16 protein-coding genes are annotated in these 20,907 nt (G+C 64.7%); 6 read left to right on the top strand and 10 right to left on the bottom strand.

Annotated elements, in window-relative coordinates:
* Positions 1-5 precede the first annotated feature (5 nt).
* Positions 6-806, bottom strand: a complete 801-nt coding sequence (locus ACGLYG10_RS08330) for a GntR family transcriptional regulator (protein ID WP_073330337.1) — start codon at positions 804-806, stop codon at positions 6-8.
* A 39-nt stretch (positions 807-845) separates the two neighbouring features.
* Here ACGLYG10_RS08330 and ACGLYG10_RS08335 point away from each other — a divergent pair, with 39 nt between their 5' ends.
* Entirely contained in the window at positions 846-1,841 is a 996-nt protein-coding gene (locus ACGLYG10_RS08335; protein WP_073330340.1) for an ROK family protein, read from the top strand.
* A 282-nt stretch (positions 1,842-2,123) separates the two neighbouring features.
* Here the strand turns inward: ACGLYG10_RS08335 and ACGLYG10_RS08340 are convergent, their stop codons facing one another.
* Positions 2,124-3,761: a hypothetical protein gene (locus tag ACGLYG10_RS08340; protein WP_073330343.1), complete on the bottom strand. Its 1,638-nt coding sequence runs from the start codon at positions 3,759-3,761 to the stop codon at positions 2,124-2,126.
* A 288-nt stretch (positions 3,762-4,049) separates the two neighbouring features.
* Positions 4,050-4,478, bottom strand: coding sequence for a helix-turn-helix domain-containing protein (locus ACGLYG10_RS08345; protein ID WP_073330346.1), 429 nt, complete (start codon positions 4,476-4,478; stop codon positions 4,050-4,052).
* A 1,092-nt stretch (positions 4,479-5,570) separates the two neighbouring features.
* On the opposite strand from ACGLYG10_RS08345, the gene ACGLYG10_RS16360 reads away from it, so the two are divergent.
* The 3 genes from ACGLYG10_RS16360 (at position 5,571) to ACGLYG10_RS08355 (ending at position 7,988) form a co-directional block, all read left to right on the top strand.
* Positions 5,571-5,759, top strand: coding sequence for a hypothetical protein (locus ACGLYG10_RS16360; protein ID WP_211483001.1), 189 nt, complete (start codon positions 5,571-5,573; stop codon positions 5,757-5,759).
* Positions 5,760-6,065: 306 nt separating this feature from the next.
* The gene (locus ACGLYG10_RS08350; RefSeq protein ID WP_073330348.1) at positions 6,066-7,382 is read left to right on the top strand and encodes an AAA family ATPase; all 1,317 of its coding nucleotides are present in this window, start codon (positions 6,066-6,068) and stop codon (positions 7,380-7,382) included.
* Positions 7,383-7,385: 3 nt separating this feature from the next.
* Positions 7,386-7,988, top strand: coding sequence for an RloB family protein (locus tag ACGLYG10_RS08355; RefSeq protein WP_083565774.1), 603 nt, complete (start codon positions 7,386-7,388; stop codon positions 7,986-7,988).
* Positions 7,989-8,187: 199 nt separating this feature from the next.
* Here the strand turns inward: ACGLYG10_RS08355 and ACGLYG10_RS08360 are convergent, their stop codons facing one another.
* The 5 genes from ACGLYG10_RS08360 to ACGLYG10_RS08380 form a co-directional block, all read right to left on the bottom strand.
* Positions 8,188-11,274 carry a type I restriction endonuclease subunit R gene (locus tag ACGLYG10_RS08360; RefSeq protein WP_073330351.1) on the bottom strand — a complete coding sequence of 1,029 codons (3,087 nt, stop codon included), beginning with the start codon at positions 11,272-11,274 and terminating at the stop codon, positions 8,188-8,190.
* The gene (locus tag ACGLYG10_RS08365; RefSeq protein ID WP_073330353.1) at positions 11,271-12,449 is read right to left on the bottom strand and encodes a restriction endonuclease subunit S; all 1,179 of its coding nucleotides are present in this window, start codon (positions 12,447-12,449) and stop codon (positions 11,271-11,273) included. Before ACGLYG10_RS08365 ends, ACGLYG10_RS08360 begins: the two co-directional genes overlap by 4 nt.
* Entirely contained in the window at positions 12,446-14,005 is a 1,560-nt protein-coding gene (locus ACGLYG10_RS08370; protein WP_073330556.1) for a type I restriction-modification system subunit M, read from the bottom strand. Before ACGLYG10_RS08370 ends, ACGLYG10_RS08365 begins: the two co-directional genes overlap by 4 nt.
* Before the next feature lie 136 nt (positions 14,006-14,141).
* Positions 14,142-14,642 (bottom strand): DUF4411 family protein, encoded by a 501-nt coding sequence (locus tag ACGLYG10_RS08375; RefSeq protein WP_244542624.1) that lies wholly within the window; start codon positions 14,640-14,642, stop codon positions 14,142-14,144.
* A complete protein-coding gene (locus ACGLYG10_RS08380; RefSeq protein WP_073330359.1) occupies positions 14,639-15,793 on the bottom strand; it encodes an ImmA/IrrE family metallo-endopeptidase in 1,155 nt (384 codons plus the stop codon). The genes ACGLYG10_RS08375 and ACGLYG10_RS08380 overlap by 4 nt, the downstream gene beginning before the upstream one ends.
* Positions 15,794-16,636: 843 nt before the next feature.
* On the opposite strand from ACGLYG10_RS08380, the gene ACGLYG10_RS08390 reads away from it, so the two are divergent.
* Positions 16,637-16,918 carry an addiction module antidote protein gene (locus ACGLYG10_RS08390; protein WP_073330364.1) on the top strand — a complete coding sequence of 94 codons (282 nt, stop codon included), beginning with the start codon at positions 16,637-16,639 and terminating at the stop codon, positions 16,916-16,918.
* A 158-nt stretch (positions 16,919-17,076) separates the two neighbouring features.
* On the opposite strand, the gene ACGLYG10_RS08395 is transcribed toward ACGLYG10_RS08390, so the two are convergent.
* Together ACGLYG10_RS08395 and ACGLYG10_RS08400 are read right to left on the bottom strand one after the other, a co-directional pair.
* Positions 17,077-18,477 (bottom strand): ATP-binding protein, encoded by a 1,401-nt coding sequence (locus ACGLYG10_RS08395; RefSeq protein WP_073330367.1) that lies wholly within the window; start codon positions 18,475-18,477, stop codon positions 17,077-17,079.
* Between the two features lie 197 nt (positions 18,478-18,674).
* Positions 18,675-20,468: an SWIM zinc finger family protein gene (locus tag ACGLYG10_RS08400; RefSeq protein WP_073330369.1), complete on the bottom strand. Its 1,794-nt coding sequence runs from the start codon at positions 20,466-20,468 to the stop codon at positions 18,675-18,677.
* A 204-nt stretch (positions 20,469-20,672) separates the two neighbouring features.
* Here ACGLYG10_RS08400 and ACGLYG10_RS16855 point away from each other — a divergent pair, with 204 nt between their 5' ends.
* Complete coding sequence (locus ACGLYG10_RS16855; protein WP_258522159.1) at positions 20,673-20,801, top strand: hypothetical protein; 129 nt, start codon at positions 20,673-20,675, stop codon at positions 20,799-20,801.
* The last annotated feature ends 106 nt before the right edge of the window (positions 20,802-20,907 follow it).

A 20,907-nucleotide genomic window follows, 5' to 3' on the forward strand; every position in this document is an offset into this window, starting at 1 on the left:
TCGGGTTAGAGAGAGCGCGGGCGGGAGACTTCCAGGTGGTACCTGGCGCGAGATCCTTTGACCACTGTTCGGCAGTATTCGATGGGTCTTCCGTCTGACGAGTAGGAGGTGAGGCGCAGCAGGAGGACGGGCTGACTGCGGTCCTGCTCTAGGAGTCGGGCCTCACGAGCCGAGGGCAGAGCGGGTTCGACGGTCTGATGTCCGCGGACCAGCTCCACCCCGAACTGCTCATAGAGGTAGGAGTACAGCGAGGTGGTCCCGAAATCCACCGACAGCAGGCCCGGGAACATGTGCGCAGGAAGGAAGACGTGCTCAATGAGGAGCGGTTCATCGTCGGCCACGCGTAGGCGTTCGATGGCGTAGACCGGCGCGCCTTCGGCGATTCCGAGCCTGTCGGCGGTCGAGGCGATGGCTTCGGTGATCTCACCGCCCAGGAGCTTGGTCTCCTGGGACAGGCCCATGAGCGACATCTCGTCGGTGAATGACGTCAGTTGGTTGAGCTCGCGGTCAATTCTCCGGGCGGAGACGAAGGTGCCCTTGCCGCGGGTCCTGGTGATCGCCCCCTCCCGAACCAGTTCATCCAGGGCCCGCCTGATGGTCACCAGGGAGCAGCCGAAGGAACTCGCGAGCTCCTTCTCCGTTGGGAGCCGATCTCCGGCCGAGAGCTCCCCCGACTCCAGCCGGGTACGCAGCGCACGGTAGACCTGATGGTAAAGGGGCGATGCCCCTTGTACCAGAGGCCCACCTATACGACTCCACTCCTGCGCGGTCTTCGCGTCGGCACTTCCCTTCGCCAAATCCGACACCCCCTCACGGATCGAAAGATTATAATGTTATAATCAAGTATGGACAGTGCCAGCCCTCTTGTCAACAAGCATCAGATCGCGGCGTTCAGCGCTCGGGACGTCGGCGTCCTCGACATCGGCGGCACCTGGATCCGCGGTGCGCGAGTAAGTCGCCGAGGCCAGATCCTGACGCGAGCACGGCGTAAGACGCCCGGAGGACCCGACCCGTCGTCCGTCGTCACCACGTGCGTGCGCACCCTCGAGGATGCGGGAGCCCTGCTTGAATACGCTCCCGTAAGGCGCATCGGCGTCAGCGTCACCGGACCGGTCGACCCGCGCACCGGCACCCTGTTCACCCCGCCGAACACGGACTCGAACTTCGCCGGGCTGGAACTCGGTGCACGCCTGCACGAGGCGACCGGGCTGACCATCGCGGTCGACAAGGACACCAATGCCGCCGCGCTCGCAGAAAACGCGCGCGGGGCGGCCCAGCACGTCTCGGACTTCATCTACCTCACCCTGTCCACCGGAGTCGGAGGAGCCGCAGTGGTCGATGGCCGACTCCTCTACGGAAGCACCGGAACCGCGGGCGAGCTCGGGCACATGAGCCTGGACCCAGCGGGACCGCGATGTGGCTGCGGGCGGAAGGGGTGCCTGGAGGCCTACGCCTCCGGGCCCGCCCTCGCCCGGCGCGCCGCCGAGTTCGCCGCCGATGTAGCCGGCCCGCTGCAGGAGCATCTCGCCGCCGGCCGAGAAGTCACGGGGGCCGACATCAGCCACTTCGCGGAACTCGGCGACCACGCCGCACTCCGCGCCCTCGACGACGCACGTTGCGCCCTGAGCTCCGCCTGCGTCGACCTCGTCAACGTGTTCAACCCCCGACTGATCGTCGTCGGCGGGTCCGTGGCAGCCCACCATGCGGAGTGGCTGGGGGCCGCGTCCCGGGCCATCCGGACCGCCGCCCTCTCCCCGTCCTCCGACGCGTGCACCGTCGTACCGGCGCGACTCGGCGACGACGTGTCCCTCATCGGCGCCTCGCTCCTGAGCCGCAGGTGATTGCGGGCGAGTGGAGGCTCGCCATCGGGCATCACACACCGATGGATGCTGAGCCATGCCCCGCCACGTACCGGATCATGGGAGCGGCGATTACCCGGTGCTCGCGGGATCCGACGTCAGGCGTAGTGCCGGAACGCGTCTGGAGCCCCGCCGCTCCCGTTCGCCAGCCCTGGTACCGCCTCACCCGTCCTAGGAGTGGACGCCTGCGCCCGCCGTAACCCGGGGAGCGCCTCATTCCCGCCAGAGGTGCTGCGTACGTACCAGGCGACGGATCGGGCGCTATTACGGGAGAGCCGCGGCCGCCTCCAGCAGCGGGTCGGAGCGCCTCTCCTCCGCGGGCAGGTTCGCGGCCGTCATCAGCACATCCGCAACGCGCCGCAGTCGCTCGCCCTGCTCGCCCGAGGCCGCCCAGTCGGCGAAGTCGACGGCGAGATTCTCGTCCTTCGTGATCACGTCGATGCGCGCCCCTTCCTCGCCCTGCCGGAACCGGACGTAGCGCACGTCCGCCAGCGGGAAGTCGTCGTCGATCAGTCCGTCTTTGGTGAGCGTGGAACGTGAGGTGAGGAAGAACCGCGTGGGCGTCACCCCCAGGTATCCGCCCTTAAGGTTGTTGTCTCCCGCCCAGGCGCGGCCGAATTCGGCTAGGACGAGTAGGGGCCCGCCATTGGGCAGCACCCACCTGAGAATGTCGAGCACGTGCGCCGCGGCGTCGTCATCCTCAACCACTTCGAGACTCGGCTCCAGTGGCGCGGGGACCTCATAGGCACCGACGCACAGCGCCGCCACGTACTGGGTCATGGCGGCGACGACCTGCTCGGCGCTCGCGCCCCGCCGCGCCCGGCGCAGCGCCGGGACGCGTCCGGAGACCTGCCCCGCCAGGTCACCGATCCGGGCACCGGCACGCCCGAGGTCGACGCCGCGCCCGTCCAGGAGCTCGGCCAGGTGACAGTACGCGTCGAGTTGACCGAGCACCTGGGCGATCCTCGCAATGGTTTCAGCCCGCTCGGCCGGTATACGTTCGGCTCGGTACCGCATGAGCTGCTCATCCTGCTCGCTGCGCTCGCTATCTGCCGCGATCTCGGCCGCTCGGAGCAACTGGTACCCGTAGTGGGCGTTGGCGGACATGACGAGTCCTTGGACGTCCGCGGCGACCTCCTGGGCGTGGTCCCGCAGGTAGTCGCGCCGCTCGACAGCGGTCCCGCCCAGCGCCTTTAGGTGACTTTGCAGGCGGCGGTCGAAGTGCTTGTACTCGGCGCGAAGATCGGCCTCAAGGTGCGCGATTGGTTCAAATACCCGTGACGTGACGGCCCCGATCGTGCGTGCCTCATCAATGGCTCCGACGACGGCGTCATACATGCCGCTGAGGGCGTTCCAGTGGTCCTGCAGCAGGCTCTGGAGGACGTCGCGAGTCAGTTCTAGGTTCTGGTCGACCCGTTTGGACAGTGAGGTCAGCTGCGCACTGATGGCCATCAGGGCGAAGGCCGGACCGGCACTCGCGGCCACCGTGGCGGCCTGAACTCCGGTGGCGGGAACCCAGCGAACCTGGGCCGCGAATTTACCGCCTTGGGTCAGGACGCCGAGGTTGTAGCCGTCTTTAACAATGGTGTTCATGGTGCGCAGGTTGTGCAGAGTCTCCGGCGCAAGTCGCACCAGCCCCTGGGCGGAGACGAGCCCCTGCGCCCCTTGTGCGACGAGGTTGAGTGCACCGGCGGCGTTGCTGACGGCATTGGTGATCTCGGTGTTGGCTCGCTCCCCCAGGTTGAAGGGCTCGATCTCCCAGCCGTCCGGCACCGTTTCGGCGAGTAGGACGGCGACGCCGGGGGCGGCCTCCAGCAGCGTCAGTTCAGTGGCGGCATTATGCGCCGGTGCTTCCGCTCCCGTATCCGCCGGCGACGGCGTCACCCCCGCGGCCGTCTGCACAGGGGGTTCACTTGACTGCTGTGAAGCCCGTGATGGACTCCCGGCCCCACTCGTGTCCACTTGGATCCCCTCTCGCGCTTGAGCTACGTGTCAGCGGGAACGTTAGCGCCCGCCTAGTCCCGCTAACCCGCCTTCGCATCTCGGAACGAGGGCAGTTCCACCACACGCACTGCTCAGGCAACGATGGCCAAACGATCGGCGGGGAAACCGTGCACATCGACACCTATCAGACGCGGCTCAGCAGGGCTCGTCAGATTGAGTTCGAATAGGTTCGGCGCGACCGGTCGGTCAAATGCTGACTGTTCCTTCGGCATCCAGAGCGCGCAACTCCTCGAAGGCACGGCGACGCTCGCGCTCGCGCTCATCACGAAGCCGCACTACGTCCTCTCGCCGGAAGCGGGTGTGCGTACCGACCTTGAAGGAGTCGATCACGCCGTCGCGGCTCCACTTCAGCAGCGTAGGACGCGAGACACCGAGCATGTCGGCGGCAACAGTGCTGGTGAGCTCGTCAGGGACACGGCCGATAGTGACCTCGCCATGCTCGGCGATCGAGGCGAGGGCTGCCAACAGAGCCCTCTGAACACCCTGCGTCAGCACGACCTCGCGGCCGTCAGGGTCACGCAGTACGAGTACGGCTCCTTCTACGGGCTTGACCTCCTGGACCTCACGCACGGTCTGCGCCGCGAGGCCGACCCTGGTGAGCGTGCTGGCGGACATGAGGCTTCCTCTCCTCGCACACGGTTCGTAGGTGCTGTTACAGCGTAACGCAGTTTCACTTATATGTGAAACCCGGTGGGGGTCGCCACTCTTCTTGCGCAGAAGAACCCGAACAGGCGTAGTAAACGATCTCGGCAGCAGGCACACGGGCGAGCCGACTCCCGGCTTCATCCACACCCTCCCCAGCCGGATAACGAACCGTTACTCTGGGGGCGCCTTCGCCGGCACCCTCTCCCGGATCAAACATCGTCCTGATGGCCGGGGAAGAAGGAGGTCAGGGAGGAGGTGAGGGGCTGTGGCCGGGTCGGGTTATCGGCGCTAATGTGTGTTTGGTGCGGGCGTGTTGTGGTCTGCTGGTGGTTTGTTTGATCCGGCCTTTGTATGGGTGGTGGTGTCCGGTGTCGGAGGCCGGGGTTGCACGACCTTGGGCGGTACTGCACGACCTTGGTGCGCTTTCCACGACCCCGGGGTGGTCGTGCAACAGGCACCAAGGTCGTGGAATGCGGCCCGGGGTCGTGCCAAACACGGTCGGATCAGTGATTCGGGGGTCGGCGACCGCGCTCACGGGTGCGACCCACAGCGAGAGCCGGTCACGCGGGTGGGGCTGCGGGCTACCAGGAGAGTCCGGCCTCCCGGCAGGTGGTGGGCAGATACGAGTCAGCCCGGCGCCGTAAACCGCACAACGTGGCCTGTCAGCGCGAGGCATGCGTGAACCACGCCCCAGAGCCGATCGACCCCGACATTCCCGTGCCATTCGAGCGAATAGCCCTGATCCTGCACACACATCCGCGCCGATGACTCGCCAAGTCGAAAGACGGACGTCGCAAGGTTCGTCAGGACCAGGAAACGGCCCGGAAGATGAGTGAGTTCGTTAACTCCATCGCTCATCTGATCCGGGCCGTTAGCGTCCTGATGGATTCCCTCCGCGGCTGGTTCTAGGACCGGTCGCATCGGGGAGTCATCCGGGTCCCAGCCGGGCGGCTCCCCACTGTTGTGCCCGCCGCACGGCCCGGCGGGCAAGCGCGAATCACACCTCGAACACACTTGTCCGTACTGGCCTCCTGGCCGACGGCGCTTCTTAGGATCGTCCCCGTGACCACGGCCGTTCCTCCCAGCGCCTCCTCTGCGAGCGCCGCTCGCTTCGGTACCGCGCCCGCCAGCGCCGCCCCTTCCCCCACCAGCGCACCGTCCACCCCCACTCCCCCGTCGTCGCTCGACGTCGCCCCGGGTGCCGCCAGCCCGGGAGTCACCGGCAACCGTGGCGACGCACTGTTCTCCTGAACTCTGGCGAAGGCCTTCCTGCCCTGCCCGACCACCCTGATACAGACAATCGATGAACGGCATGGCACGACGTCGCTCCCAGGCGGCGAGCGAGGAGGCGCCGGAATCCTCGGAGAAGTCGCGTGCTCTGACGCGCCTGCGCGATCTGGCGCAGGCGGCGAGCACGACGGGCTCAGGCAAGTCGCGTATGGCCTCGACGGTCATGCCCGACGGGAGGGGACCACCACAGCCACTCATCGTTACATCAGATCCGTACTTTTTCTCCCAAATCTTGACATAAATGAGGGGAAAGGTTACCCTCGCTGCATGCTGCTCGATATCGCCACCTCCAACTTCCGAGTCTTCGCCAGCGAGGCCGGCCTATCGTTCGTGAACCCCTCGCTCAAGACGCAGACACCAAAGCCACCCCAGACGTGGGAGAGCTCGACCTACCGGGTTGCCGCCGTCTACGGCGCCAACGCCTCCGGCAAGTCCACGCTGCTCGACGCCCTCCAGACACTCGCACACGCCGTCGCCAACCCCGGTCACACACTCTACGCACCACATGCACAGGCAAGCGCCGACCTCCCCACGACCTATGACGTCAACTTCACCCGCACGGGCATCCGCTACCACTACACCGTGGAGGCCATGCCGTGGGGAATCCGTTCCGAGGTTCTGCACGCCTATCCCAAGGGCACCTCACGCCTTCTGTTCCAGCGAACCCAGCAGAGCGCCGACACACCCATCGAGGTGAAGTCCGGACCGAGCCTCACGGGCCCGACCGCGGAAGTCAAGCGACTCCTCACCGCAACAGATCTCCTGCTCGCAGTAGCCTCGCGCTACCAGCACAAGACGCTCGCTCCGGTGTCACAGGGCTTGAGAGCCGGTACCAGCATCGCCTCCGTCAACCGCAGCGATCAGAGCACCGAGGACTGGGTGCAGTGGATCATCTCCCGGTTGATTGAGAACCCGAAGCGCTGGCAGGGCATTGTCAAGGCACTCGCACATATGGCGGACCTCGGTATCAGCGACGTCCGCGTCCAGGAGGAGCAGATTCCGCCAGAAGTCCTAGAGCGCATGCGCGCACTCCTGGCGGTCGGCAGCGACGACCTCTCGACTCAGATCCCCGACGACGCATTGCCCTCCGTTGTCCGCCTGCTCGTGTTCACTCACTCAGACAACGAAGGCAGGACATTCGACCTCGGCCTAGGCGCGCAGAGCACGGGCACGCTGACCTGGTTGACTACCGCCGGCCCGGCCGTCAACGCTATTGCTCGGGGAGACCTCCTTGTCGTCGACGAGCTCGATGCAAGCCTGCACCCGACCCTCGCTGCGGCCATGGTGAGAATGTTCAAGGACCCCGATATCAACACCACGGGCGCCCAGATCCTCTTCTCCACCCATGACACGTCTCTGCTCGGCAACGCGCCCAGCAAGGTGCTCGCTCCAGGCGAGGTGTGGTTCTGCGAGAAGCATGGAACGTCTAGTGAGGTCTTCTCCTTGGCGGACTTCGACACCCGCGCCAGCAACAATGAGCAGAAGCGCTACCTCACCGGCCGCTTCGGCGCTCTACCGGACGTCGACTTCTCGCGGGTCATGGAAGCGATCGACATCGCACGAGCCCCGCAGACAGCAGGGTGAGCCATGGGAAGGACGATTCAGCGCAACCGGAGGAACGCCCGCCGGACACGGACCACCGTCCTCATCATCACGAACGGAGCGAGAACGGAGAAGGAGTACCTCGAAGTCATCAAGAAGAAGGTCCCCCGTGATGCCGGCCTGGCAATCACCCTTCGCCCCGAGGACGGAAAGGAACCTGAGACAATCCTCAAGGACCTCACGGGCGTACGCGGAGGACTCACGGATTTCGACGAGGTGTGGATCGTCGTCGACCATGATGGCACCGACCGCAAGCGCTTCCTCAAGGACTGCGCCGGGCTCAAGTCCAGCAGGGTCGTCGGCGTCGTCTCAGTGCCTTGTTTCGAGGTGTGGCTCATTGCGCACTATGAGCGAGTCCGCAGATACCAAGATCAGACTGACGCGCAGCGCCACTACCGTCAGCTGACCGGTCAGGACGGACGTGATGCCAAAGGGTTACCTAAGGACTTCCCCTTCGACCGGGTCGACGAGGCTGCGCAGCGGTGCTTCATCGTCGGCGACTCTGCGCCCCAGCTCAACACCCAGGGATCCAGCCCCTCCACGACAATGCCACATCTCCTCCGGCGTCTCGGCCTGCTGGATCGATGACCCTTGGCGCAGTACAAGCTTTGGAGTTCCCCGCACCATCACACCCGCTCCGGGACCCCCGCGGGTCGGCTGGAAAGCGGGCTGCACCGGGATGTCGCCGTCATACCCGCCAGGGCCTCGACGCCACCTCACCTCGCTACCACCGAGCTGCCAGCGCCCCCCCCGATCCCGCCCACACCCTCAAACCGGAACAGCCCGTTTACGCATTCTCATTTGTGAGGTCCCCGAACCTCTCCACGTACGCCGTCAGCGCCTCGACGACGCGCGCCTTGCGCTCGTCGTGGCTCTGGCCCGCTGCGGCCTTGCGGAAACGGGAGACTCTTGGGAGCAGGCGGGTGATCGCGGTGCCCTCGGTAGGGACAACCCCACTACGCAGGGCGGCGCCGACGAACTCCTCGGTTTCTGCTTCGCGCAGCCCTTCGGCGGTGACGATGGCGTCCAGCTCTGCGGTCATCCGCGCCGCGATGAACGCTTTCCACTGCTCGTCAACTGCACCGTTGCTGGACACGGACCGGACGAAGTCCTCAATGAGGTCCCGCTTGGAGTGAAGCGTGGGACTGGAGGCGATGGCGCGCTTGATCTCCACGGGGATCTCCCGGTCCTCGCCGTCGCCCCGCTGGGTGCGCTTGTCCTCCACGAGCCGCAGGATGTAGTCGACCCCGACCTCTACCTGCTTGATGAGCTCGATCTCGAAGACGAGGTCCTCGTTGACGACTTCCTTTTCCGCCTCGGAGGCCGCGCGCATCTGGGCGTGGATCTCCAGGTACATGCTGGTGTAGTCGGCGAGGTCGGCGTCGTTGAGGCCACCCATGTTGTCGTCGGCGAACTCGTCGAAGGAGACGAGGATGTTCCGCAGCCTGAGGATCTGGCCGAACAGCGTCACGAACTCCTTCTGGGCTTCCTCCGAGAGGATCACCTCACCGGGCTGCCACTTGCCGCGCAATAGCGCGACCTTGGCGATGAACTCCTCCAGGTACTCGCGGTAGGAGCGCAGGAGGATGGTGCCACTGGCGTTCTTGTTGCCGAACAGGGCGATGGCGGCATCTGTCTCGGCCTGAAGATTGCGGAAGCAGACGATGTTTCCGTAGCTCTTGACGGCGTTGAGGATGCGGTTGGTGCGGGAGAAGGCCTGAATGAGGCCGTGGGTGCGCAGTGGCTTGTCGACCCACAGGGTGTTGAGGGTCTTGGAGTCGAAGCCGGTGAGGAACATGTTGACGACGATGACCAGGTCGATCTGCCGCTTGGTGAGGCGGGCGGAGATGTCCTCGTAGTAGCCCTCGAAGCCTGAGAAGCTGGTGTCGTAGCTGGTTCCGAACTGCTGGTTGTAGTCGGCGATGGCGGCGTCGAGGAAGGCACGGTCGTCGGCGGACAGTGCGGTTGGGTCGGTGGATTCCTCGGCGAGGGAGTCGCCGGGTGCTTCGGCGTTGGCGGCGTAGGAGTAGATGATGCCGACGCTGAGCCGCTGGTCACTCGGCAGCCCCTGCTGCTGGCGGGCGAACTCCTGGTAGTAGGCGCGCGCGGCAGGGATGGAGGCGGTAGCGAGCAGAGAGTTGAAGCCGGCCAGGCGTTGTTGTCCGAGCGTGTAGGTCCGGTTGCGCCGGGTCTTCTGGTTGAAGTGCTCACGGATGTAGGTGACTACCTGCGCGATCCTCCCCGGGGCGAGGAGCGCCCGCTCGGTGTCGATGGCACTGACTTCGGCGTCGACGACGTCGTCGCGGCTGTGCACGGTGTCGATGTAGTCGATGCGGAACGGCAGGACGTTCTTGTCGCCGATGGCGTCGACGATCGTGTAGGAGTGGAGCTGGTCGCCGAATGCCTGGGCGGTGGTGCGCAGTTGTACGTTGCCGCTGGAGCCGGCGTTCTCGGCGAAGATAGGGGTGCCGGTGAAGCCGAAGAGGTGGTAGTTGCGGAAGGCCTTGGTGATGGCGGTGTGCATGTCGCCGAACTGGCTGCGGTGACATTCGTCGAAGATGAGTACGACGTGCCCCGTGTAGACGGCGTGCTTACGGTTGCGACCAACGAAAGTGGACAGCTTCTGGATCGTGGTGACGATGATCTTGACCGTGGGATCGTTGATCTGGGCTGTCAGCTGGGTGGTGGACTGGTTGGCGGAGACGGTGCCCTCGGCGAAGCGGTTGTATTCCTTGATGGTCTGGTGGTCGAGGTCTTTGCGGTCGACGACGAAGATGACCTTGTCGATCTCCTCCATTCCGGCGGCGAGCTTGGCGGTCTTGAAGGAGGTGAGGGTCTTGCCGCTGCCGGTGGTGTGCCAGATGTATCCGCCGGCGGCGAGGGTGCCTGTTTGACGGGCGTTGGTGGAGGTGTTGATGCGCTGGAGGATCGCCTCGGTGGCGGCGATCTGGTAGGGCCGCATGACCAGGAGTTTGCGGTCGGCGAGGGTGTCGGCGACGGTGAAGACGCAGTAGCGGGTCAGGACGGCGAGCAGCGTGTGCTTGGACAGGAAGGTGCGGGTGAAGTCGACGAGGTCGGTGATGCGCTGGTTGGTGGCGTCGGTCCACCAGGAGGTGAACTCGTATGCGTCCGATGTCGCGGCTTTGACCTGCCGCTGGGTGCCGCGGTTCTCGGTGACGTGGTCCTGGCGGGTCGTATTGGCGTAGTACTTGGTGTAGGTGCCGTTGGAGATGATGAAGATCTGGACGTAGCCGAACAGGCCCGCTCCGGACCAGAAGGAGTCGCGCTGGTAGCGGTTGATCTGGTTGAAGGCCTCGCGGATGTCGACGCCGCGCCGTTTGAGCTCGACGTGGACGAGTGGGAGCCCGTTGACCAGGATGGTGACGTCGTAGCGGTTCGAGCGCGCAGCGTTGGTGGCGACGTACTGGTTGGTGACTTGCAGCCGATTGTTGTGGATGTGCTGCTTGTCGATGAGGCGGATGTTCTTGGACTCGCCGTTGTCCCGGCTGAGGACTTGGATGTGGTCCTCCTGGATGCGCTGGGTCTTCTCGACGACGTCGAGCGCGCCGCCCGTGGTGAGGATGGAGTGCTCGAAGAAGCGCTTCCACTCGGCGTCGGTGAAGTGGTAGTCGTTGAGCGCTTCGAGTTGGGTGCGGAGGTTGGCTATGAGTTCGGCCTCGGCGTTGTCGGGGCTGAACTGGATGTACTCGTAGGCCTGGTCCTGGAGCTGGGCGATGAAGGCGCGTTCGAGGTCCGCCTCGGACTGATAGGCCTTGCTGGTGCGCTCGCTCGGCTCATAGGTGCCGACGACGGTGGCCTCGTCGGTCAGGACGACGAGCTCAATGCGTACGGCGTGGGCTTCGCGGATGGTCATGCTGCCGCACCCTTCTCCGGGAAGGCCAAGAGCTTGTCTCTGTAATACTCGTACTGCTTGCGCCGCGCCGCGATCTCCGCGGGCAGGCCGGAGTTCAGGTCGTTGACGAGGGCGTCGAACTTATCAAGAATGCTCACCACTTTCATCTGCACCGCCATGTCAGGCAATGGAATGACAAGCCTTTCAAGACTTGCCTTATTTAGCGCAGGAATACCCTGAAACGAACAAAGCGCGCGCAATTCAGGCTGCATGTACTGCAAAGAATGATAGAGAAAACGAACGTCAAGCTCGTTCACATCCTTAACAGTGACACCATAATTCAGATTCCCACGGTAATACCTGCCTTCGCACCATGTTATAGATCCAACCCCCGCACCCCTGCTAGTTATTCCGACGGGGTTGCCCTCAGTATTGTATTCACCTATATAACCAAGCGGCTCTCTGCCGCTATTGATCACCGGATACGGCCCAGGATTCTCTTGAATCAATCGCTTACTGACCGCTGCTCCGGTTTTGACTTGCACCAACTCACCCAATGGGGAACGGGTTACCGATCCAGAAAACGTCATTTCCCGATGTCGGTAGTACTCATATTGTCGACGACGCGCCTCCAGCTCCGCCTCCAGCTCCGCCTCCAGCTGGGTGAACTGGTCCAATACTCTCACAATTTCCCGCTGCACCGCAAGCGGAGGAATCGGGAACCGGAACCGTTTGAAGCCGACCATGTCAACTGACTGAAAACTCGAGACCGTAGTGTTCTTCTTGCACCACTCATCCAGACGGAAGCAGTAGTAGTACAGGAACTTAACATCGAAGCGACTCCGATACTCATCCTTCAACGTGAGACACGTAAACCTCTGGTTCGAGAGATGCGGCACCCGAATCAGCGCGTGCTCCCCAATCGTTGCGGATGTTGCTACCAAGATCGAATCTGCGGCGAACAGTCGTCCGCCCTTCACCGCAGACTTCGATATCCGCTGTATCGAGTCGTCAAGAATCCCTCCATTTGCTCGGATATCCTCCATCCTGAACCACGGCACCTCATCGCCAGACCATGCTTCGGCGTCAGTCTTCCGCGGCGTATAGCCGTTCCGCGTATCGAACAACGTCGCCAGCGGCTTGTAGTCCACTCCGTCGGGGCACAGTTCCTTGACCAAGTTGTCGATGCGGCTCACTTGGCGCCCCCTTCCAGGTCGGCGACGATCGCGTCAATGTTGGCCCGCAGCTTGGCCTGGCGAGCCACGATGCGTGCGATCTCGGCGTTCAGCGCCACGATATCTACCTCCTCGCGCATGTCTTCTGCCTCCACGTAGGCCGACACCGACAGGTTGTAGCCATTCTCCGCGAGCTGTTCCGCACCTACCACGCTGGAGCGGTGCGCTACCACCTCGCGCTTCGCCACGGCGTCAACAATGAAGTCGCGGTGCTCGGCGGCGAGGTGGTTCTTGTTTCCGGTGCGGACGAACTGGTCGGAGGCGTCGAGGAAGAAGACGTCGTTCGTGGTCTTCGACTTCTTGAGCACGATGATGCAGGTCCCGATCGTCGTGCCGAAGAACAGGTCGGGCGGCAGCTGGATGACCGCCTCCACGTAGTTGTTCTCGATCAGGTACTTGCGGATCTTCTGCTCCGCCCCGCCCCGGTACAGCACGCCCGGGAACTCGACGATCGCCGCCGTGCCCTTGACGTCCAACCAGGACAGCATGTGCATGGTGAAGGCCAGGTCGGCCTTCGACTTCGGAGCCAGGACGCCCGCGGCCGCGAAGCGAGGGTCGTTAATCAGGGTCGGATCGTCCTTTCCGATCCAATGGGTTGAGTACGGCGGATTGGAGACGATCGCCTCGAAGGGCTCGTCATCCCAGTGCGCCGGGTGCCGCAACGTGTCCCCGTGAGCGATGTTGAAGTCCGCGAAGTTGATGTCGTGCAGGAACATGTTGATGCGGCACAGGTTGTAGGTGGTCAGGTTGATCTCTTGGCCGAAGAACCCGCCCCGCACGTTCTCTTTGCCGAGCACCTTGGCGAACTGGAGCAGCAGCGAACCCGAGCCGCACGCCGGGTCATACACCCGGTCCACGCTCGTCTTGCCGGCCACGGCAATGCGCGCGAGAACCTCGCTGACCTCCTGCGGGGTGAAGAACTCGCCACCGCTCTTGCCCGCCGAGGAGGCGTACATGGTCATCAAGTACTCGTAGGCGTCCCCGAAGGTGTCGATGGTCGAATCGCCGTATGACAGGTCGAGGTTTCCTACGGCATTGATGATCCGCACCAGCTTCTCGTTGCGCTGCGCGACCGTGGAGCCGAGCTTGTTGGAGTTGACGTCGACGTCGTCGAACAGGCCACGCAGGTCCGACTCGGCCCCGGTGCCGAAGGCCGAGAGCTCGATGTTCTTGAAGATCCTGGACAGCGTCTCGTTCAGGTTCTCATCGTGCGGTGCCCGCTCACGCACGTTGCCGAACAGCTCCGACGGGGCGATGAAGAAGCCCTTCTCGTTGATGATGCCGTCGCGCGCCTCGCGGACCTCGGCATCACCCAGGATGGCGTAGTCGAAGTCCGGGTCACCCGCCTCATGCTCTCCGGCGTTGATGTACTCCGTGAGGTTCTCGGAGATGAACCGGTAAAAGAGGAAGCCCAGAACGTAGGCCTTGAAGTCCCAGCCATCCACGCTTCCGCGCAACTCGTTGGCGACCTTCCAGATCGTCCGGTGGAGCTCGGCGCGCTCGGTCTCTTTGGTCACGGGTTCCTCGTTCTCGTCGTCGGGGCGGCGCCGGGGTCGGGCGCCACGGGACAGTGTCGCACCGACCTCCGACACGAACGCGGGGCACTCCGACAGGCGGTCGAACTGTTGTCCACGCCGACCGCTCACCCCGAGGTCATGACTCCGGGCGGCGCAGGTCGAGGTGGGCGCCCGTACGACGAAGCATCTCGAAGGTGTTGACCCACGCGACGTCAAGCGCCTCGCATGCGTCCGGGATCTTGACCCGCTTGCGCGAACCTGACCCCGCACTCTCGTGAGTTACGACGGTGCACGTGTGCGCCGCGGCGAACGCGACAAGAAGGTAGTCAGCGTCGTTCGCCGAGAACCCGTTCAGCGCCGCCGGGGTGAAGTTTTGGGACTGCGCCCAGGAGGATAATGGAGTGAAGAATGATGTGGTCTGCTGGTCGATCGGATAGAAGAACTTGCGGTGCTTCTTCGCCCACTCGGCGAGCTCGTCATCTCCACGACGGAGCTCTTCGCCGACCCTCTCAATGCTGAACACCGTGCCTTGCGCGTGCGCGCGATCGAGCCACATCCAAAACCCAGGCGCGATGTCGAAGGCGTAGTAGCGGTTCTTCGCCTCAATGAGGACGTTGGCGTCGACCAGGTACATCATGCTGCTCCCACTCTCTCTGCCAGCCCTTCGAAGGTCGAGTGCGTCGCTGTCCCCAGCATCCGGTAGGCATCCCGGTACGTCGTCCGCCCCTCAAGGGTTGAGGAGACCACCGCCCGGGTGAAGGGGCGGCCGAGACGCCGCAACTGAGTGTTGTAGTACTCCCCACCCGCACCGCTGCTATGACTGGACTGCATGAGTTCCATGACCCGCCGCCGTTCGGCGTCGTACCGGGACATGAACTCGTCCCAGGTCAGCCTCCCAACTTCTCGGAGCCTGGCAAGCACCACAAGAGTGCTGACCTTGTAGTGGGCGGCCAGTCGCTCAAGTTCGTCCTCACCGTAGCTTCCTGCCCACTCCTCACGGAGGGAGTCAAGTGGAAGCAATACCTCCGCAGCAACCTGGTTACACCAGCGCTCCTCCTCCTTCGTCCCCTTCACAGCACCGGCGGCCGCATCGGATAGCGCGCTGCGCCCCAGCCACAGGTGGGCAAGCTCATGGACGAGAGTGAAGATCTGCGCGGCCTTCGTATCGGCCCCGTTGACGAAGACGAGGGGAGCGATGTCATCAGCTAGGGTGAATCCCCGGAACTCCTCCGGGTCGAGCACGCGGTGCGTGTTCGCACCCACGATCCCACTGACCATGACCAGGACCCCGATGGTCTCAACACGCTTGATGAGGTCAGTCATCGCGGCTGCCGAGTTGGAGACGGACCGCTCGTCCAGGCGGAGCACATCCCTTATGCGGGCGGCAACGTCCTCCGCCGGAGTCACCAGCGTTGCAGACCCCACGAATCCGAGCGGGGAAGCGCCCAGCTCCAGAGCATCGTCGCGGTACCAGTCCTGGCGCCTTTGACACAGGTAGATCGTCTCCAGCAGGTCGGCGGACGGCTCGCGGACTCCGGCGTCGCGAATGGTCCGCATGTCCGGGATAGGGATCTCCTCGACCGGCGGCGTGGGCAGGAAAAGCATCCCGAAGGGCGTGTGGGTGTCAGAAGCGAACTTCTCCACCTGCTTGAGAGTGGGGCGCCTGGTGCCGTCAATCCAGTCGTCGAACTTGGGGGCACGACGGCGGACGGTCTCCTCGTCCCAGCGCGCCCGCCTGACGGCCCAGCGCAGCAGGTCGGGCGCGACATCCACACGGACTGTGGCCATGGGGTCCTCCTTCGCGTCCCGGTCTCATGCACAAGTTTGCCGCATACCACCGACATCGTCAGCCTCCAAACCGGAGTCACCCCTCATCAGTCGAGCACGACTGCTGGTTACCGCGCACTTGACCGCAGCTTGGGCTGTCCGTAGCACGACCCGGTGGAATCCCCCGCATCGTCGCGGACGTACGGCCGTGAAGAGTAGTCCGACCACTACTCATGCGTGAGTACATCATTGCCTCAGAGCCTGCTCTCCTCCATCCAGCACCACCTGCTCATCGCCTTGGTCGCGCACCTGCTTACCACCTTGGCCCCACCTGCGCGGATGCCCCTGTGCCAGCGAGCTAATCGCGTTCGCCATTGACCTCCTCTGGACCGTCATCCGACATCCGAACACGAAGCGCCTCGGCACGCGCGTCATCAGCAGGATCATTCGTCGAGCCGATCCTCCTCGCCACGCCGCGGAACGACGGCCCCGGTGCCGAGACCGTCGTCGCCATATGCCAAACCGTCGAGCTGGGCGGGCGCGACGCCGCAGCCGGGCAGGAGCGGCGCCGCCGAACTCGATGATGCCGCGGTACCGCTGAACCTGTGGCTTTACGAGGACCTTGCCGCGGGGGCGGGCGCTCCCGAGTCCATCGCCATCCTGGTGCGCAACGGCGATCCCGGTCTAATTCACGTCAGAGACGAGACCTACTGTGGCCGCGATGCGAATCGAGAGGAGGCGACATGACATACCGTATCCCAGAGGATACGGTCTGCTCCTCGGGGGCAGCAAAGGAACCCAGCGCACCGACATCAGCAAGGCACGCACGATACGCGAGGACCTCAGGAGAACAGGAGACTGGACATGAGCCTCATACGCTGGGACGCGGCCGACTACCTGGACGATGACGACGCGATCATCGCCTACCTGAACGAGGCCGCCGCGCAGGACGATCCCAAGCTGCTTCAAGCAGCCCTTGGCGATATCGCCCGCGCCAAGGGCATGAGGGGGATAGCAGAGCAGGTCGGCGTCGGACGCGAGTCCCTATACAAATCCCTATCGGGCGCAGGCAATCCGTCCTTCCAAACGGTCGCCAGAGTGGTACGCGCCCTGGGCGGTCGCATCACCATCACCACCGCGGCATAGTCCCGGCACGGCGAAGGTCTAACAGCCCGTCTCCACGGCTCCGCCCTCACGCCCCGACCCGGTCGCGCTCCTCACGGACGGCGGGGCGGCACCGATACCGCTCGTGCAGGCCGGTGGGCAACGCACAACGCCCGCCGCGCGAAGACCGACCTCGCACCTCAGACCGCCCGCCAGGTGGCCCGGGGATCCCGACGGCTCTCGCCCTCCCACACAACCAACTCGGCATCGCGAAGAGCGTTCAAATGGCGCAGCACGGTCGGCCTGGCCATGCCGACCAACTCAACCAGCTGCCCGGTACTCAGCGGACGTTGGGCCAAACGCAGCGCATCAAGAATCCTCATCGTATTCGGACCGATCTCACGCGCGACCCGATCGGAAGGAGCCATAGTCGCCATAAGCGTCAGGCGTACCGCCTCCTGCCCCTGGACGTACTTCGGATCGGACAGCCCGGCCCGCCGCATCTCAGCAAACATGCGCCGGATGCCCTCACCGAGTTCCTGCGTCACCCCCAGGTCGGCACACACCCGCGCGATGCGGGGATTACGCGCATTGCGGCTGATCGAGGCCGGATCAGCGGGATTCACCAGCCCCGGGAACCTGCCCGGACTGGTGACCTCGATCCGGTTCGGAAAGATCTCAACCCGCACGTGGTCCCCACCAATGCTGTAGGACCGATGCACGACGGCGTTGACCAGACCCTCGAGCCAAACATCCTTAGGGATCGTGGATACACCCTCGAATCGCCCGGAGTCGGTAAGCGCGCGACGGCGCGGAGCCAGCGCCTCGATAGCCGCGGTCGCTCGGGCAATCTGTTCGGGTATCGCCCCCTCGCAGCGGATGTCGGCATCATCCTCAAGGTTGAGCGTGCGTCCGGCTCCCCGCTCGTTCTGCTGGTATTTCAAGACGCGGACGTGCGCGTTGGGAAACAGCATCTGGGGCCGGGACGCGAACAGTAGGTATCCGGCAACGGAAACAGCGCCATCCCTCGTGAGCAGGTCGCGTGCTCGAAGAGCCAACTCGGGCGACGAAGAACCCAAAGTCCGCTGGTACTCAGAGAGCTGCGCACCGTCCAGATCCGCGACGGTAACGTCCCGTACCGGCGTGCCATCGAAGCTGGCAGCGCCACGATCCCACTCCAACTCCTGCCGCTGCGCGTACGTAAGCCTCCGGGACTCGTCCCCGATGCGCTGGTAGCAGTACCCCCGCTTCGTCTCATGCACGTGCTCGCCGGGCGGAACGTGGAAAACGAGAATGCGCCCCTCGCTCGAAAGCACCTCGGTCACTTCCACACGCACACACGGCGTCGTGAAATCAGCGGGAACCTGCCTGAGCGCGTTAGCGGCTCTGTCGTCCACGGGCACCACTCGCCCGTCATGAAGACCGGCAACCACCACTCCGCCCTCGGCGTTGGCCATCGCAACTAGCGGGACCGCAAAGTCCAAGGGCCTGATCGTGCCAGACTTACGCTCGAACCACTGGTCCTCGGGCAACGCCAGTAGGCGCGCAACCGTCTCATCAGGCGTCAGGTTCAATGCCTGATCGACCTCCGCGGGCAACATGCTGTTACTCTAACATTATTAGAGTAGTTAAGAGCTCAAGGCCTCATTACCCATCCCGCTTTCGGCGGCATCGCGGTGTTTTGCCACGCCGGCCGGAGCCACTCTTACGCGCTCTAACGCCGGGCGTGAGAGTACGTAATAGCAGTGACGCCCCCTCCGTAAAGGCAGTGCACGGAACACTCCGATCCGCCCCGTCCTCACAGCCCGACCCGGTCGAGCTCCTCGCGGACGGTGGGGCGGCGCCGGTACTGCTCGCGCAGATCGGCGAGCCAAGCGCGGCAGCCCGCCACGCGGCTGCCCTCCGGAGCGGAGTCATAGGGCTGCGTCACCCCGCCGCCTGCCACGCCGTCGGCGGCCGCAGCCAGCGCCATCATGTGGGTGGCGAGCGCCGCCGCCTCGCGGGCTGCCTTCCGCCCGACCGGAATGAGCGTCTCCTCGATGGCCTGGCGGTACAGGGCGACGGCGTCGTCCGGGCGCGGCTGCGGGCTGACGTCGGCAAGTTGCCGCCAGGCGTAGCCGACGCCCCAGCGGTCGGCGGCGGCCCAGGCCCGCTCGACGTCACCCACATGCAGTGCCAGCTCGATCATCGGGTCGCCGCTGCGCCAGGACTGCTGCTCGGCCCAGGCCAGCGCCTCATCCCGCTCCGCATTCCCACGGCCCGTCCAGGCGCCGACCGTGGTGAGCACGTCGAGCATCTCCGGCGTGGGCGCGCGACGAAACAGGGCGCGAGCCATGTCCAGCGCGTCCTCGTCGCTCCCGTCCTCGCGGTACAGCTCGGCCGCGCGCAGCGGATCAATCCAGTACCCGCCACCTCGTCTGCGCCAGTAGTCCAGGTTGCTGGTGGACACACGCTTCTCGGCTACCGCCCGGTCCAGGTAGGCCATCGCCTCCCGACGACGATCCGCCGCAAGCAGCCGCTCAACGATCGCCCCGTACTGGGCGTGCTCGCCCAGGCTCAGCAGCTGGACGGCGCGGTCGACGTCGCCGTCGTGATCGGCAAGCTCCAGCAGCATCTGCTTCAGCTCGAAGTCCGGGTCTTTCCCCTCGGCGTCGGCGGCCGCCTCCGCCTTGGCCGCCGCACGCCGGTAGACGTTCAGGCCCTTATTCCCCAGTGCCGGCAGGAACTCCGCCAGGGTGACCGAGGGCCAACCGGGCGAGTCCAGGCGGAACTTCGCCAGCCAGCGCCCGAGCTTGCCCGGCTCGGGCGGGCTTGCGCAGCAGGCGCGGGCGTAGAGCCTCACAGCGCGCTGGCAGACATCACCGACCACGCCACTGGAGTCGTCAATATTCCTCTCCATCTGCTTGCGCAGGCGGGTGGTGATGTGGAGCAGTGCGGGCGCCGCTGCCTTAGCGCCGTCGGCAGTATCTAGCAGGGGCTCTAGCTCGTTCAGGACGTCGCCCACGTCCTTGCCGTAGTCCATGGCGTCCCGGTAGCCGAGGAAGCGGCGCACTCCGGTGACAGACTTAGCCTGCGCCATCAGGTCCGCGGCAACCGCCTCCACGTCCCCGCCTACCAGGGACGCCGTCGTGCTCAGCGAGCGGAACACCTCCGCATTGGAGTCGGCGAGATTCAGGATCAGCTCGCGCAGCTGGTCCGCATCCAGGCCATTCAGATAGGCCTCGACGGCGGTGGCCGCCTCGTCCTCAGGGGCTGGTTCCTCCACCCCCACGGGCTCGGCCTGCACCAGGGCACCGGAACGCTCGGCCGCCTGCAGCACGGCCAGGCCGACGGCCACCAGGTGCTTACAGAAGGCGCCCGAGGCGTGGTGCGGGCAGTTGCAATCGCCCGCGACCCCGCCATCCTCATCCTGCTGCCAGGTCAGCCGAACCGAATAGGGGAAGGTGCCGGAAACCGTGGCGGTAGCCTCGCCGTCGGCGATTCGGAGTTCGCCGACCGCGTCCACCAGGCCCTGGCCGCGCCCGTAGACGGCCCCGTCAGCGGCCGTGGCCAGGGCCGCCTCAGTAAGCGAGCCGAGTGATTCGATGCGCATACGCCTATCGTGCCAAAGGCCGGTCAAGGTGCAACCGGGACTGCACCAGAGGTCGCCCAGCGAACCCAAATCTGTCCATCCGTGACCACTTTGGTCCAAGGTGAGCTCAGAAGCCGATCGGCAATGTCGAGCTTTCCCCATTCTGGCGCCACTTGCTCATCTAGCAACGCGTGGGCCGTCACTCAAAGTGGTCACCGATGGACATTGAACTCTTCTCATCGGGTTCAGGATGTGGACGCCGGCATCGGAATCAAGACACCCGTCAAGGGCACAAGCGTCGACACCACCGCCGCCCTGGTCATCCTCAACCTGAACAACAGCCTCCCCTACTGAGAAAGGCTCACCGACATCCGCGAGTGCGCCGATTGTCCAATAAGCGAGTGCGTCGCCAGCGGGGTACGGTCTTCAGCAGCCTGCGCCTGCAGCCGCGGACACGCGA

Origin of the sequence: Actinomyces glycerinitolerans, assembly GCF_900098745.1 — a bacterium.
Lineage (GTDB): Bacteria > Actinomycetota > Actinomycetes > Actinomycetales > Actinomycetaceae > Actinomyces > Actinomyces glycerinitolerans.